This is a genomic window from Acinetobacter sp. LipI_19 (assembly GCF_058242925.1).
In genome coordinates, this window is record NZ_JBZAYK010000001.1 from 3,263,410 (window position 1) to 3,278,923 (window position 15,514).

Sequence of the window (15,514 nt, forward strand, 5' to 3'; positions counted from 1 at the left end):
AAGCCAATAAAGAGAAGATGTTTCTCATCTAGATGGTACATATCTGTTTATGATTTCAATTAACGCTGTGACATGCCAAAGGTACGCATCCTCCTAGAGGTCTTCACTCTAAGGTATTGCTCTTTTTCAGGTTTTGCTAAATAAGAAATTGTTGAACGCATCTTACTGGCTTGATAAGGCACATTGCTATAAATCACTCCTATGCCAACAATGTCCTGCTCTTCATATTGCTTTAGGTATCTACGATCATGGCAATTAAAATAGCTTCCTTTACCACCCGTAGTATCTTCCCAAAATTCACCTACGGCTTTGGCTATACTCCATGCACTCGTGCGCTTACGCTCATTTAAAACTAATGCCACATGGCAATGGTAGCCTTTTCTTTCCCCCTGCTCTAATGCCCATACCAGAAGTAATATGTCTTCTCCATAAACTGAACGATTGATTCTTCTCCGTAGTTTTTCTAAATCATGATCAACCTGTTCGATATCAGGATTTACTTTATAAGCTAAATCCACCCGTACAACCAACAATGCAGAATAATCCCTCTGCAACTCACATAACCGATCCTCTAACTTCTTAGCATTTAACCTTTCGTTATAACGATGCTGCCGCATTTCATTGAAGTGATCAGCTCTAGCTTGATTGAAATACCTTTGCCAGTCTCTAAATGAAGTTTGCTTTAAACGATTGTAAAGGGAACTTGATGTTTCATATTTCAGATCGTAGTCATGCAAAAGACTACAAATGAGATCGATTAAGCATGCGTAGCTAAAGTCAGGGTTATAGACGTGATGGAAGTCTAAAAGAAGGTCTGTGAAGTTTTCATAGAATGATCGTGGTTGTCGTGTTGAATCCATACCTGATAGAACAAACCTTTCAATTTCTATCAATAGTGATGCTTCATTAATTTGATTTTGGTTAGGTTCTACTTTCATGCTCACTTACCTGTAGTTTAGGACTACATGAAGTGGCTGATGTGTAATTAATTACTTAAAGGCTTGAATATCATTATTGAATGAATAAGAGGTATATAAGGATATGTTTGTTAAGTACTATGTTAGTATTATTAACTAAGTCATTACACCTACTCTATAATGTGTTCCGCTAGTATGGTTTTACACTTCTGATAGGTTTTTTAAAGTCAACAAGTGTGATATATAGATAGTTCAGTGAACATGATCAGTGATTTGTTTTATGTCAAGTTATCCGACGCTACAACACCTGTACTAGTTTTATATTCAAACTGATTAAACTTAAACACGTGCAGCAACCAAGTTAAAACAGATTCATCATTTACAGAGATTTAGTACGGATTACCAATACAAGTTAATAGCATAACCATTATATACGTTACTTGAAGCTTATCTAAAAATAATACGAAATCAACTGAAATCTCCCTAGAATCGCTCCTGAAACTCCCTCTACATTTGGCTAAACTCCTCGGAAAGCTTACTGTCAGAAGGAAATTAGCCATGTATCAAAGCTCTACCAACACAGAACTAAAACAGTTCATTAAGCAATGTTCCGATGCAGATATGATCTGGGTTCTACATGTGATGAATAAAGAAGATATGGAACGTCGTGCTAGACTGAGGATTACGAACATAGATCCTGATTTAGTCCAATTAGATATTCAGATGTTAAACACTCTGAATCATACTGATGAGATAAAGAATAAGGTTTTAAGATTATGTGATCGCATTAATGAAAGAGAAGCTTTCGATTTATTGGATATTTTAAAATCCTTTCTGAACACATTAGAAATACGAGGCAGAGACTTTTCAAAATATGAGAAAGACAAGCGTCTATTGTACTTTGCACTTAATAGAATCTCCATGAATGAGCGACTATATGATGACTTACTTAATATACATAATGAATATTTTAGATTCCTCTATGCGGTCTTTATACTACCCGACTATTACAAATATAACCGCCCTCTTGATAATCTCGAAACTCGTTTTAGTCAAATACTTAACACAAAGCTTCTCCACTTCAAAAACTTCGATAATGATGATTTCTATCTATGGGCTAAAGGTTATATGGATCAAGATAAAGAAAATGCCAGAGTACACAATAGCAGCAGCTATAAGCCATTGAATCCAAAGGAGTATAGTGTTGTCATCAATGCTATCTTTGACAGTCTATTAGATAAAGATACCAATATCTACAAAGCTATTAAAACTCAGATCTCAAATGCTTGGCATCAGAAACGCCATAGGGCAAAAAACAAAGGTCGAAAGCATCATTACCATCTGACTGATAAAGCTCATCGTAGCTTAGAGATATTGGCGGAGAAGAATGGTATAACCAAAGAAAAGATGATTGAAAGCCTAGTCAATGAGCGCTACACCAAAGACTGTATGGACTTTAACGGCAATGATCTTTACTCACTTACACGTTAAGTATCTCAGTGCATAAACATTCATGGATGGGACATCCCATCCATGATTTGCTTAAAGGAGGTCGCTCACCTTCAAAAATCTTGTATAACTAATGATTTATCAACTGGGTTCAATGCATTGCACTTTTATAGTCTTCTCAAGCCTCAAAACCTTCATTAACACATCGTCAAGAGAAGTAGTGTTGTATGGCAATATGTTATCTAACGTCTCAAAAGGATAACCGTGATTTAACCCATCCTCAAGCTGTTGCATAAAAGTTGATAGCTTAACAATTTCTTTTTCCATCTTCACTTTCCTTGATGCTGTTAATGCCTCTTCCTGCTTTTCTTCATTCAGTTTTATTATCCTAGCCATACTTAATTTCTTCTTTTTCTGGATCCATGCTTCATCATACATTCTAAACTGATACATGATTTCATCCATGTTCTTGCTAACCGCTTTCGATACATTCTTGTACTTACCATTACTCTGTACCTGTTTCACCAATAAATCAAAAAAAATTTTCTTCTTTTCCTTTACTGCTTTCTGATACTCACCTTGAGTGCTTCTGCCTTTAGCAATCCGTTGTCTTAAGGATGGATTCTTAATTCCATAAGTAAGTGTGTCTATACCAATATATTGATGAAGTATCTCTTTGTAAGCCTTAGACCCTTCTTTATCATTCAGATTACACAACTCTCCTCTCAATGCTGTTATTTGATCCAGCAGGCAAATCAATTCACGAATCGAATATCCAAATTTTAGATCTAAGAAGTCATATTTAGGATCGTTACAGCTCTCCTCCATCTCCCTATAGATAGAATTATATTCCTCCACTGTAAAATACAATTGTTGCTTGAAGTGTTGTGAACCAAGATTTTGCTTTCTTTTTATTTTTACTTCAATCCCAATAATAGGCGCCCCTCTCCAGTCTTCAATTGTTTTTGGCTCAGGTCTACCCTCCATATCAAAATTAATGACAAGCTCAACATGCTTCAAACCATTATTCAAATAATCTTCCAACCAGACAATATTAAGATATTGGTTCAATATCTCAGCTTCCAATTCATCCATTGAGCTTTTATCAAATACTTTCATAGCGACTTTGTTCGATTTAAACCATTAATCATACCTACCCGTGCAGATTGTACATTTTTATATTTTCAAAAAGTTATTTTTACGGCTGTTGATTCCTTATTTACACCAACCCTAAAGTGAATAATAAGAAACGTGATCACACACCTACACAACTTTAAACACTCTTGTCCATAGGACATGAAAGGAAATGAATCATGGTTATAGATTTAACAACCCGCGATTACCTATTTTTAAAATACCGATCAGTACACATAAAACTTGAAGATGTTGTAAAGGAATATTATCCGAATCTAAGCAAGGAGAACATGTTAGCAAGGGCCCGTGAAAAACGATTTCCATTTACATGTTACCGAATTGATGAAAGTCAGAAAGGGGCATTTTTTGTAAATCTACAGGAGCTTGCTGAAGCGATTGATCATATTTACCGTACCCAGTACTCGATCTTTCAAAACAAAGTACAAAAAGCGATCCAGTCAGTAAGTTGAAAAATGGTAGGAGAAATTAAATGTTAGAAGCTCGCTATCGTGTAAAGGACTTAGTGAACTATACTGAACGTCAAGCAAAGGACTATGTGGATCGTAGTGGACATAGACGCAGACTTTCATACAGGCCTGCTAGCAAAGGCTTGTTGAATATAGCAGAATCCACTTTTTGGAAAATGGTTCGTAGTGGAGATTTTCCTAAACCCACCTATTTAACATCTAGCATACCAACTTGGGCAGAAAGTCAAATCAGTATTTGGCTTAGGGCAAGAAGTAAAAAGGTGGAGGTTAATTTTAAATGAGCACATTCCAGATGAGTATGAACGAATACTTGTTTATAAAATATCGCTCCATAACAGTTGAGCTTATGATAATCGTCAAAGACTATTATCCACATTTAAGTAAAGCCGAAGCATTGAGAAAGGCAAATAACTGTGAGTTTCCTTTTTCAGTATTTAAACTGGATAAAAGTAAACGTGCCCCATTTCTAGTGCACGTTAAGGACCTAGCCAACTTTTTAGATAAACAATACTCTGAAGCCTCAAAAGATTTTGCTACGTTTCATCAATGAGGCGTAGCACCTCCTCAAACTGCATTACATTTCTTCTAGCCTTTACCGAAACATATCGTTGGAGGCTACTCCAAGAATCATGCAAACTTACTTTTTGAATTTCAGGAATCGTAAAGCTTTGTTCTGCAAGTCTAGTACATCCTTCATGTCTTAAATCATGAAAGCGCAGATCTTCAATCCCTAGCATTTTGCAAGCCTCTCTAAACTCTTTCCCCAAACTCTTGGCATTCAGAGGTAAGAGTAAATTTTCATTGTGACCTAATTTAAGCATTCTGCTACGAACCTCATGATCCATTAAACGGTCAATCATCGTTTTGCAGGGTTCTAAGACATCAAATGACTTGTGGTTTCCTTTTGAGCCATTAGGATTTTTCAAATCATGAACTTTCCAAGATGAATGATGCTGATCATAATCATCTAAGCTTAAACGGGTTAATTCCGCTTCACGTCTACAAGAAAAGATGGCAAACCAGATAACTAAATGCATCGGGTACTTCGTTCCATACCTATTAATTTTCCAACGCTCAACAAAATACTTTGTTAAAGCTATTAATTCCTCATTGGTTGGTAACCTATCTCTCTTGTTACTAGAAGAGATTTGACGAGTTTTTCTCAGTTGTGCCGTAGCTTTATCAAAACTGTTTAAATCAATATCTATATCCCACATCACGGCGGCATGAGCCAAGACACCACGAATATGCAGCAGCTCATGTTGCTGTGTACTTGTTGCAATTGGATCTAAATCTAAGTGAGTAACCCCAGCTTTTCTTAATGCAACATGATCTGCCAAATGTACTGACTTTATTTTTGTGATAATATTGCGTGCTATCGGAAACTTCTTAATTAAGAGTAGAGAATAGCGTTTCGTCCTTCCGTACTCGCTCCCAACTTCTTCCAAATATTTATCAATGGCATCTGCCAAAGTTAGGTCTATAAGTTTTTCTTTGCCTAACAGAATGTCTGGATTTTCTTGAATCTCAACTTCTCTTTTCTTAAGCCAGTTTTCCGCCATTTTCTTTGAATGGAACGTTTTGCTTTCAGAATAGACAGGATATCCCTTTCGATTAATACGGATAGCGGCACGGTAACTCACACTACCATCTGCCCCTTTTCTAACTGTAACAGACCCCATAATTTACACCGTGAACTATTTTTTCCATTATGGTGTAAGATTTGGTGTAAATGCAAACAGCAAAACCTACATTCACAGGTGTTACCATGCGTTTACGCAGATTCAAATACTAGATTTAAGGGTATGATTTTAAATGACTATTAACAAAAACCTTGAAACCATTAGTAATCCAAGAATCAGCGTAGCACCGATGATGGATTGGACAACTCGTGACTATCGTTTCTTTGCACGTTTGTTTAACCCCAATATTATCCTCTATACAGAAATGGTCACCACAGGTGCCATCATCTATGGCGGAGCAAATCGTCATTTGGACTATAACCATGAAGAACATCCAATTGTTCTACAGCTCGGTGGTTCAAATCCTAAAGATCTTGCAACGTGTAGCAAAATGGCTCAAGACTGGGGTTATGACGAAATCAATTTAAATGTGGGCTGTCCAAGTGACCGCGTGCAAAACAATAAGATTGGTGCCTGCTTAATGGCAGAGCCTGATTTGGTTGCAGAATGTATTGCTGAAATGCGTAATGCAGTTGATATTCCAGTTACTGTAAAACACCGCATCGGTATTGATGACATGCAATCTTATGAAGAGATGCTACATTTTGTCGATACAGTTGCGAAAACTGGATGTGATAATTTTATCGTACATGCCCGTATTGCCTTGCTTCAAGGTTTATCACCAAAAGAAAACCGCGATGTTCCACCACTACGCTACGAAGATGTTTATCGTTTAAAACAAGAGCGTCCTGAGTTGCTGATTGAGATCAATGGTGGGGTTAAGACTTTTGCTGAAACTCAAGCACATTTAAAGCATGTTGATGGGGTCATGATTGGGCGTGAGGCTTATCACAACCCTTACCTCTTGGCAGAATTGGGGCAACTCTGGAACTTAGACTTACCTGATCGCTTTGAAATTATCGATCAAATGCTGCCTTATATTGCCAAACGTATGCAAGAAGGCGCACCTCTATCGATTATTACGCGCCATATTTTAGGCTTATTTCAAAACCTTCCTGGTGCGCGTAAATGGCGTCAAGCTTTAAGTGGCGGTAATGCCAAAACATTTGCAGATGTTGAAAATGCCATTATCAATATTAAAGAAGCCATGAAGCGAACAGAAGATTATATTCGAGAACAGTCTGTCTGATCACGACTGAAAATTTCTACGATTCAATACAGTCTTAATCCACAGCTATCTTTTCAATCAAACGATGGTCTTTAAAATCGTTGAAACTGTTTGATCATGTATTCATTACATCGCTGAATGACACCATCTGCATTTTTACTCCAGACCATCACAACAGCAGACCATGCATTTTCAGCATCCAAAGCAATCAGTCGTACCTGTTTAGGTAGAATATGTCTAAATTCTTCAGGAACAATACAAATTCCAATTTCAGCAGCCACCAATTGCAATTGTGAAACTTTACGGGACTGAACCGCCGCTTTCTTTGGAGAAAAACCAGCACTTAAGCAAAGGTTTGCAACCAAATAACTTAAACCTCCCCGTTCTGCATGTGGTGTAGAAACAAAATTTTCATGCTTTAACTGTTGGATTTTGATACTGCGTTCTGAAGCTAAAATATGATTTTGATGTAGTGCAACGTATAAAGGTTCAGGGTAGAGCGTGGTTGTATATAACTCATCTAGGCGATTTAAAACAGGTGGGCGAATAAAACCAACATCAATATTTCCTTTCATCAGTGCAAGAATTTGGTCTTCAGATGACAAGGTGTTGATTTCGAAATTAACATTGAGATGCTTTGCGGTTTGATCAAATATTTTGACTTTTTCTAAGCTCATGCTAATGCTACTTGAGTGTGCAATTTTGATGAGTCGATTTTTTCCATCTGCAATATCTTTAGCATTTTCAATAATATGATCTAAGTTAAGCAAATTATTTTTAATTTGAGCATAAAAGAACTGTCCGGCTTGGGTGAGTTTTATTTTTTTATCACTGCGGTCAAAAATTTCAAATCCTACTTCGTCCTCCAAAAGCTTAATCTGGCGACTTAAAGCAGATTGGGCAATAAACAACTTTTCAGAAGCCGCAATAAAACCACCTTCTTCCACAATTCTAATCAAATAATTAAATTGTTTGAATGTCGCCATATCCATCTCAAAATTAGATCAATTCTGCTTTTTTCTATATTAGATTAGATTTTTTGATTTCACTAGACTTTACTTAAAGCGACTTACATCAGAGAGAAATAGTATGAGGACATCCAAACAATTACTGGTTTTTATTTGTATTATTTGCGCTGTTGTTTTACTCAATCTTTATGATGGTTTTATCGCAAAACAAACGGGCAAAGTGCCCCAACAGCATGAGTTTATTTATTTGCAGGACTGATTGAGCGGAACAGATAAAGTATGTTTTTTACAAACGCGTGCAAGATTTCACCAAAGCATACTTTTTTATATTGGTGACGCATGTTGTGGTGCTTTTTTTAAAATCATATTGGTAAGTAATATATTTGCCAGCAAGATCATCACTCACAAAGGCGTCTTTTCGAAAATGAGCACGTATAATACAGCCGTGTAAATCAGGTGCTGCATACACGTTTATACTTTCAACATATTTGCTGTGTTGTTGAATATTGACCTCCCAGCCCAACAGTTGCTTGATCTTTTGAAACTCTTCCTGTTTGCTGATCTGTTGGATATTTTGCAAATTACAGACTTGAATTGCATTTGCTTGAGGTTGAAGGATTGACCAGCCCAGCAAGTTCTGTATATCACGCATTATTGTTTTAGCTTCATCCAATTGGTTGACCGCCTGAAAATGACGAACCGTTGAATAAAGGTAATATGCAATCCCGCCAATCAACAAGATCGCCAATAGGGTTATTTTAAGATCGAGGATAGGTCGATTAAAAAGCCATTTCATTCTCTAAGCTGTCCATGTTTATGGTCTGAATGCTATAGAGCATTTCAAGCGACTTTTCAGCATAGTTAACAACCAAACTTATTTAAACAACGCCAATATTTATCTTTAAATAGGCTGACATCGATTTCAAAATTGTTCTGATATTTTTCAACCACCTGATCTATAACTTTGGCGGGTTTTCTAAACTCTTTACAAGCAAAATACATAGTTCTTAAGTTATTACCCGTTTCGCGTCCAATATTTAAATACCCTTCAAAATCTTTTAGCTCATTTAATAATTCTTCTTCAATCGTGTTAAGCAACTCATAATCTGTAGCAGATGGCATACCACTGGAGTTCTGACCAGCATAAGGTATTTCAACCAGCATCATCCAAGGGTGAGAAGCCTTTTGATCCCATGTTAAAAGGGTACTATTTAAGATCGCCACCAAGGGCAAACTTTCATTGGTCTCCCCCTCCAAACTGATATATTCATCTTCATCAGTACTTGAACGAGTTATTTTGTCTAAGCGAGAAATTTCACCGTTCTTTAAAATTAAAATATTCTTTAAACGATCGATAGGCATTAATTCTTTTTCAGCATCTTGTCTGAATTGCAGCGAAACTTGATCTAGTTTTGTAATCGAATCATATTCGCCCAAATAATTATCCAAAAAGATATAAACTGCTTGTAAGAATTCAGCTTTTTGAGCTTCATTATATTGATCATGCACAACCACGAGATCAATTTCATCTGGATATTCTTCATGGTCTTTTAAATAAAACGATAGCGTTTTTTGACTAAACTCATGACCATGCATACCAATACTGGTTTGCTGAATATCACTTGCGGGTTTAAGTGCGGTAAATTTCCAGCCGGGAATTTCAGGGGCTACTGCCACCAATTCCTCTACAAATACAATGTTTGCCACAACACCATCTGGCGTTAAAATTAATTCAGCTGTTTGTGAATCAAGCATCCCGGTAAGGAAAAAAATTCCACCATGAACTTTGGCCAATTCAGGCGATAATTTATCAAAGAAATCCGCCTGAATCGTATCTTGATTTAACTCATCCACAATACGGTGAAAATCCTCTTGATGCTGTTCAAACCATTGCCAAAATTCAGCATAGCGGTTTCGATTGATTTGTATTTGTTGTTGTTTCTTTCCAAATAACTTTTTGAAAAAACTCATTTTGATTGTTCTCTGTTATTGCGTTTATTTCAGATTAATTTAACTGAATTTTTATGATTTTTAAATGAACCTAAACTTTTACTTAAAAATACCAAGCGCTTATTTGATCCGATCTAACTTTTTCAACACTTCTGCAACGGCGACCATCGCAAAACTAGAAGTCACCACCACAGCCGAGCCATATCCACCACAGCGCAAGCCTGCACTCGCAGACACATCAGCACTGGAAAAAGGATTATCAATTGAATAAACACAAGTAATACCAAATTTTTCTTTTGGTTTCTTACAAATGCCTTTGGCGCGCAACTGACTCCGCAATTTAGCAAGCATCGGATCTTGTTCTGTTTTAGATAAATCAGCAACACGAATTTTTAGAGGATCTAGCTTACCACCGGCCCCACCCGAAACAATCAAAGGAATTTTATTAAAACGGCAATGTAGCATGAGTGCAAATTTTGCCTTAACGTCATCGATGCAATCTAAAATAATATCAGGAACATTTTCTAAAATTTCTTTCACATTGTCAGGGCTGAGATAATCATCAATCAAATTGATCTTGATCCGAGGATTAATTGAACGACAACGTTCCGCCATGACTTCAATTTTCTCATGACCTAAAGTAGAGGTCATTGCAGGCAGCTGTCGGTTGATATTTGAAGCAGCCACTGAATCCATATCGACCAGTGTTAACTCGCCAACCCCTGTACGTGCTAAGGCTTCGACCGCCCATGAGCCGACCCCACCAATACCGATCACCATGACATGACTTTTTTCATAGTGATTGAATGTCTCTTCTCCATAAATTTTGGCTACACCTGCAAAACGGCGCTCATATTCATCATTTTGGAAAAGTTCAGTCATGTCTAATATCAACTCAAAAATACCTCGTTATTTTACTCATTTATAAACAGCGTGTCTTGCTTCAACTCAATAAAAAAAGCCCTGCATTCTATACAGGGCTTGGAGAACTGAAATAAATCGTGATTTATTGATTAGGCTATGAAGCGATTAAATTACGCAGCACATAATGCAAGATACCACCTGCTTTAAAATATTCCACTTCATTCAAAGTATCAATACGGCATAACACTTTGAAACGATCTATTGAACCATCAACACGTTTAACCTCCACATCTAAACTTTCATGTGGTTGTATGTCATCAGAAAGTCCATAAATCGACAGTTGCTCACGCCCAGTTAAGTTGAGTGATTGACGAGTTTGACCATCCACAAATTGCAACGGTAAAACCCCCATACCAACCAGATTTGAACGATGGATTCGTTCAAAACTTTCAGTAATTACCGCTTTTACTCCTAAAAGATTGGTGCCTTTCGCCGCCCAGTCACGTGATGAGCCTGTACCATATTCCTTACCTGCAATGATGACCAACGGCGTACCATCTTGCTGATACTTCATCGCAGCATCGTAAATGGCTAACTTCTCATCTGTCGGGATATAGAGGGTATTGCCGCCCTCTTCACCATTGAGCATTTCATTCTTGATACGAATGTTGGCAAAGGTTCCTCGCATCATCACTTCATGATTGCCACGACGAGATCCATAAGAGTTAAAGTCCTTTTGATCGACACCCTGCGCTTCTAGATAACGACCTGCTGTACTGTCTTTCTTGATATTCCCCGCAGGAGAAATATGATCTGTTGTGACTGAGTCGCCAAGAACGGCCAAGATATTTGCATTGAGAATATCTTTAATTGGTTTCGCGGGTTGATCAATGCCTTCAAAGAATGGAGGATGACGAATATACGTTGAGTTTTCATCCCATTCATAGGTTTCAGAGTCAGGGATTCGAATTGCTTGCCATTTTTCATCACCATCAAAAACTGCCGCATATTCTTTATGGAACATCGCTGTATTGACTTTTTGCAGCACCTCATCAATCTCGATTTGACTCGGCCAAATATCTTTTAAATATACTGGTTGTCCTTGCTGATCATGCCCCAATGCTGTGCTGGTAATGTCACTACGAATGGTGCCCAATAAGCCAAATGCAACCACTAAAGGCGGTGATGCTAGCCAATTGGTTTTTACCAAAGGATGTACCCGCCCTTCAAAGTTTCGGTTGCCTGAAAGTACCGATGCAACATTCAGGTCGTGGCACTGAATAGCATCTTCAATCGGTTGGGGTAATGGCCCTGAATTACCAATACATGTGGTACAACCATAACCAACCAGGTTATAGCCCAACTGGTCTAAATAAGACATCAAACCTGCCGCTTCTAAATAATCGGTTACGACTTTAGAGCCTGGTGCTAGAGAGCTTTTCACCCATGGCTTACGTTGAATGCCTTTTTCGATGGCTTTTTTTGCCAACAAACCCGCAGCCAACATCACACTTGGATTAGAAGTATTGGTACATGAGGTAATCGCAGAAATCACCACATCCCCATCCGTCAATGGGTAGCGTTTACCGTCAATCACACAATGTGGTTCTTCATTTTGTAATGCAGATTGTTTTGAATCAATGGCGTTACCGGCCCCACCCTCATTGGCTAAACGTTCTTTTTCCTCACCTTTAGCTGGCTTAAGATCCAGCGCCATTAAGTCACTAAAAGTTTGTGGGATATCAGGCAATGCCACTCGATCTTGCGGACGTTTCGGGCCAGCAACACTTGCTACAACGGTTCCCATATCCAATGCAAGCACATCGGTAAATACAGGTTCATCCCCAGTATGACGCCATAAGCCTTGTTCTTTACAATAAGCCTCAACCAATGCAATACGGTCTTCTTTACGACCCGTTAAACGCATATACCCTAGAGTGATTTCATCAATCGGAAAAAAGCCACATGTTGCACCATATTCGGGCGCCATATTGGCAATGGTTGCACGGTCTGCAAGCGGTAGAAATGCGAGCCCATCACCATAAAATTCAACAAATTTACCCACCACGCCTTTTTTACGTAGCATCTGAGTAATAGTTAAAACTAAATCCGTTGCGGTAATTCCTTCACGCAATTTTCCTGTCAATTTAAAACCAATCACTTCAGGAATCAGCATTGAAATCGGCTGTCCAAGCATGGCCGCTTCGGCTTCAATCCCCCCCACGCCCCAACCCAATACACCTAAGCCATTAATCATCGTGGTGTGTGAATCTGTACCAACTAAGGTATCGGGAAATGCAAATACCTCACCCTCACTTTCATCCAGCCACACTGCTTGAGCTAGGTATTCTAAATTGACTTGGTGACAAATCCCTGTTCCAGGTGGTACCACACTAAAATTATTAAATGAAGACTGCCCCCAACGGAGGAATTGATAACGTTCTCCATTGCGTTGCATCTCAATTTCAACATTTTCTTCGAACGCATGATCTGTCCCAAAATGATCCACCATCACAGAGTGATCAATGACCAAATCTACTGGAGATAAAGGATTAATTAAATTGGGATCTTTATTGGCTTTTTGTACAGCTGCACGCATCGCAGCCAAATCTACAACAGCAGGTACACCAGTAAAATCTTGCATCAATACTCGTGCAGGGCGATACTGGATTTCTTGATCTGAAGTTTTATTGTTCTGCCAATCGACAATCGCTCGAATATCGCTTTGCCTCACTGTTACATCATCTTCAAATCTGAGTAAGTTTTCCAGCAGTACTTTGAGTGATTTAGGCAATTTTGAAATATCACCTAAACTCGCTTGAACCTGATTTAAACTAAAAATTTTATAATTTGTATTCCCTACAGTTAAGTTTTGCAAAGAATTTAAACTATTGATATGACCATATTTTGCCATTGGTTAAACCTCCAGCTTGGCGTTGACTTTCTTATTGGCTACTTGGAGTACTTCTTTAAATCTAAGACAAATAATTATTTTAGGTGTTGTTGATTGGTTATTTTTATTCAAATTTACATCGGTAAATGTAAGCATTCATGTGAGTTTTTCCACAATACACCTGCAAGTGTTGTTCGTTCAATTGCCAAGCTTTCAGCTAAACCCGTCAAGACAAAAGGCAAATTCACCGGCGTATTACGGGTATGCTGCTGGTCAGATGTCTGGCAACACAACGGTGTCATATCTGGACAATCGGTTTCTAGTACTAAATGTTCCGCACCAACCGCTTGTACAACTGTATGCAGTTTTTTCGCATTTGGATTGGTAATTTGCCCTGTGATACCGAGTTTAAAGCCTAATTTAATAAAGGCTTTCGCCTCTTCTACCCCCCCACTAAAAGCATGTGCAATACCACCATGTTTAAACTGGTGCTGTTTCAACATTGCAAGAACTTCAGCATGTGACTTACGAATATGTAGAAGAATTGGCTTATCGTATTGCTGGGCGAGTTCAATTTGGGCTGAAAAAAAATCTTGTTGTTTTTGAAAAATTTCAGCTTGTTTATGCTGTTTAAGAAACGTGTCCAAGCCTATTTCACCAACCGCAATACAAGCTTCAGTTTTCAGTATATTTTCCAAAGCATTTAAATGCTCTAGGCGGTGTTGTTCGATATAAAAGGGATGCAACCCCGGTGCAAGATGGCTTCGGGGTGCATTATTTAACTGATTTAAAAATTGTTGAGTGTCAATCAAATCTTGAAAGCGTTCATATAAAAAACCAATCAAAATCAAATGTTCTACACCTACCTTTTTTGCTTGATAGGCCAATTGTTCTCGATCCAGATCAAAATCAGGAACATCAAAATGTGTATGTGTATCAAACAAAGGCCAAGGCATTAGGATTTCGCTTTCCCACTTGCAACAGGTGCAGAACTGCTTGGCTGATCAACTTGCATCTCCGCTGGGAAATATTGACTTTTCAACACGCCTTTTAACTGATCGTAAGGAATCATCAAGCGCGGTAAGCCAACAACATAAGGCCCGATATCATATTCACCATATTGTAAAATCAGACCTTGTTTACCCAAATAGAAATTGTCTGATAATGTAAACTTCCACGCCTGTTCATATTCATTGACGCTTTCAGCAAGTTTTGAATCGATAACCCAAGTTTTAAATGCATCATGTGCCAATTTTTCAAATTTAGCTTTTTGATTGGCTTCAATGATTTGATCCAAGCCAACTTGTTTTTTACTCACCAAATCAAAGTTAAAATAGGTTTGCGCAGATGCCCCATGTGCGCCGCCTAAATAACTACTGGTATTTAATACCACCGTCGCTAAAGGTTTATCTGAGTTTAAAATTTTAGGACTTAAACTAATCGTGATCTGGCCACTTGCCCCTAATGTTTTAAGCTCTTTATCCATCTCAAGGAATGAATTTGCATAAGGTTGTACACGCTCTTGCAATTGCTGAACAGGGGTTTTATTGACTTGCACTTCACTTGCTGAAGCTTGTGAAGCCGTTTGTTGCTGATCTGCGTCTTTTTTCGCTTTACTCAATTGCGCGATATCCAGCATTTTATCCAGATTATCTAAAATCGCTTGATCAATCGTTTCATCAACAAAAGCCTGATTACTTTTTAGTCTTTCTATAGAAAACTCAGGGCATGTATTGCCATTACACTCAGGTAATGTCAATTTTACTTTTTCTGTATCGCCCTGTAATAACATTGAAGTATCAGGCACTTGAGATGCAGCACTTTGATCAACTTTTGGCTCTGCTTTTTTCGAGTCAGATTTTTGACATGCAGTTAACCCTAAAGTGATCACCAGAATTGAAAGCGCTAAAATACTTTTTTGATTTAACATTTCACAAACCTATCCAATGAATCAAGCCAAGATTTTTTAATCTCTATATTCATTAGCCTATTCTTCTCTATACAAATCCTCAATCAAAATTTGTATGAAAATTGAAGCGT

15 protein-coding genes are annotated in these 15,514 nt (G+C 37.9%); 5 read left to right on the top strand and 10 right to left on the bottom strand.

The features are described from left to right. Positions 1–59 precede the first annotated feature (59 nt). Positions 60–938 (bottom strand): YagK/YfjJ domain-containing protein, encoded by an 879-nt coding sequence (locus AC4CVF_RS15760; RefSeq protein ID WP_486685675.1) that lies wholly within the window; start codon positions 936–938, stop codon positions 60–62. Between the two features lie 537 nt (positions 939–1,475). Here AC4CVF_RS15760 and AC4CVF_RS15765 point away from each other — a divergent pair. Beyond that, positions 1,476–2,408 carry a hypothetical protein gene (locus AC4CVF_RS15765; protein WP_005206973.1) on the top strand — a complete coding sequence of 311 codons (933 nt, stop codon included), beginning with the start codon at positions 1,476–1,478 and terminating at the stop codon, positions 2,406–2,408. Between the two features lie 99 nt (positions 2,409–2,507). Here the strand turns inward: AC4CVF_RS15765 and AC4CVF_RS15770 are convergent, their stop codons facing one another. Continuing rightward, positions 2,508–3,485 (bottom strand): hypothetical protein, encoded by a 978-nt coding sequence (locus AC4CVF_RS15770; protein ID WP_005206972.1) that lies wholly within the window; start codon positions 3,483–3,485, stop codon positions 2,508–2,510. A gap of 194 nt (positions 3,486–3,679) precedes the next feature. Between AC4CVF_RS15770 and AC4CVF_RS15775 the strand changes: the two genes are divergently transcribed. From AC4CVF_RS15775 to AC4CVF_RS15785, 3 genes are read left to right on the top strand one after another with little or no spacing between them, the layout of a single operon-like run. Then, positions 3,680–3,970, top strand: coding sequence for a pyocin activator PrtN family protein (locus tag AC4CVF_RS15775; RefSeq protein ID WP_005206965.1), 291 nt, complete (start codon positions 3,680–3,682; stop codon positions 3,968–3,970). 20 nt (positions 3,971–3,990) lie between these two features. After that, a complete protein-coding gene (locus tag AC4CVF_RS15780; RefSeq protein WP_005206964.1) occupies positions 3,991–4,269 on the top strand; it encodes a helix-turn-helix transcriptional regulator in 279 nt (92 codons plus the stop codon). After that, positions 4,266–4,538: a pyocin activator PrtN family protein gene (locus tag AC4CVF_RS15785; RefSeq protein ID WP_005206962.1), complete on the top strand. Its 273-nt coding sequence runs from the start codon at positions 4,266–4,268 to the stop codon at positions 4,536–4,538. Before AC4CVF_RS15780 ends, AC4CVF_RS15785 begins: the two co-directional genes overlap by 4 nt. Here AC4CVF_RS15785 and AC4CVF_RS15790 read toward each other — a convergent pair. Next, positions 4,522–5,670: a tyrosine-type recombinase/integrase gene (locus tag AC4CVF_RS15790; protein WP_005206957.1), complete on the bottom strand. Its 1,149-nt coding sequence runs from the start codon at positions 5,668–5,670 to the stop codon at positions 4,522–4,524. The genes AC4CVF_RS15785 and AC4CVF_RS15790 overlap by 17 nt on opposite strands. Positions 5,671–5,803: 133 nt before the next feature. Here AC4CVF_RS15790 and dusA point away from each other — a divergent pair, with 133 nt between their 5' ends. Continuing rightward, positions 5,804–6,820, top strand: a complete 1,017-nt coding sequence (gene dusA / locus AC4CVF_RS15795; protein ID WP_490789693.1) for a tRNA dihydrouridine(20/20a) synthase DusA — start codon at positions 5,804–5,806, stop codon at positions 6,818–6,820. 71 nt (positions 6,821–6,891) lie between these two features. Here dusA and AC4CVF_RS15800 read toward each other — a convergent pair whose 3' ends face one another. The 7 genes from AC4CVF_RS15800 to AC4CVF_RS15830 form a co-directional block, all read right to left on the bottom strand. After that, positions 6,892–7,785: a LysR family transcriptional regulator gene (locus AC4CVF_RS15800; protein ID WP_336953435.1), complete on the bottom strand. Its 894-nt coding sequence runs from the start codon at positions 7,783–7,785 to the stop codon at positions 6,892–6,894. Positions 7,786–8,053: 268 nt separating this feature from the next. Next, a complete protein-coding gene (locus tag AC4CVF_RS15805; RefSeq protein ID WP_490773605.1) occupies positions 8,054–8,563 on the bottom strand; it encodes a hypothetical protein in 510 nt (169 codons plus the stop codon). A gap of 65 nt (positions 8,564–8,628) precedes the next feature. Beyond that, positions 8,629–9,738 (bottom strand): DUF695 domain-containing protein, encoded by a 1,110-nt coding sequence (locus AC4CVF_RS15810; protein WP_419819631.1) that lies wholly within the window; start codon positions 9,736–9,738, stop codon positions 8,629–8,631. Positions 9,739–9,837: 99 nt separating this feature from the next. Further along, positions 9,838–10,599, bottom strand: a complete 762-nt coding sequence (locus AC4CVF_RS15815; protein WP_490789694.1) for a tRNA threonylcarbamoyladenosine dehydratase — start codon at positions 10,597–10,599, stop codon at positions 9,838–9,840. Between the two features lie 136 nt (positions 10,600–10,735). Continuing rightward, on the bottom strand, positions 10,736–13,495 hold the full coding sequence (gene acnA, locus AC4CVF_RS15820; protein WP_490789695.1) for an aconitate hydratase AcnA: 2,760 nt from the start codon (positions 13,493–13,495) through the stop codon (positions 10,736–10,738). 113 nt (positions 13,496–13,608) lie between these two features. Beyond that, on the bottom strand, positions 13,609–14,430 hold the full coding sequence (locus AC4CVF_RS15825; protein WP_419329067.1) for a TatD family hydrolase: 822 nt from the start codon (positions 14,428–14,430) through the stop codon (positions 13,609–13,611). Continuing rightward, on the bottom strand, positions 14,430–15,404 hold the full coding sequence (locus AC4CVF_RS15830; RefSeq protein WP_490789696.1) for an RsiV family protein: 975 nt from the start codon (positions 15,402–15,404) through the stop codon (positions 14,430–14,432). The genes AC4CVF_RS15825 and AC4CVF_RS15830 overlap by 1 nt, the downstream gene beginning before the upstream one ends. Positions 15,405–15,514: the final 110 nt, after the last annotated feature.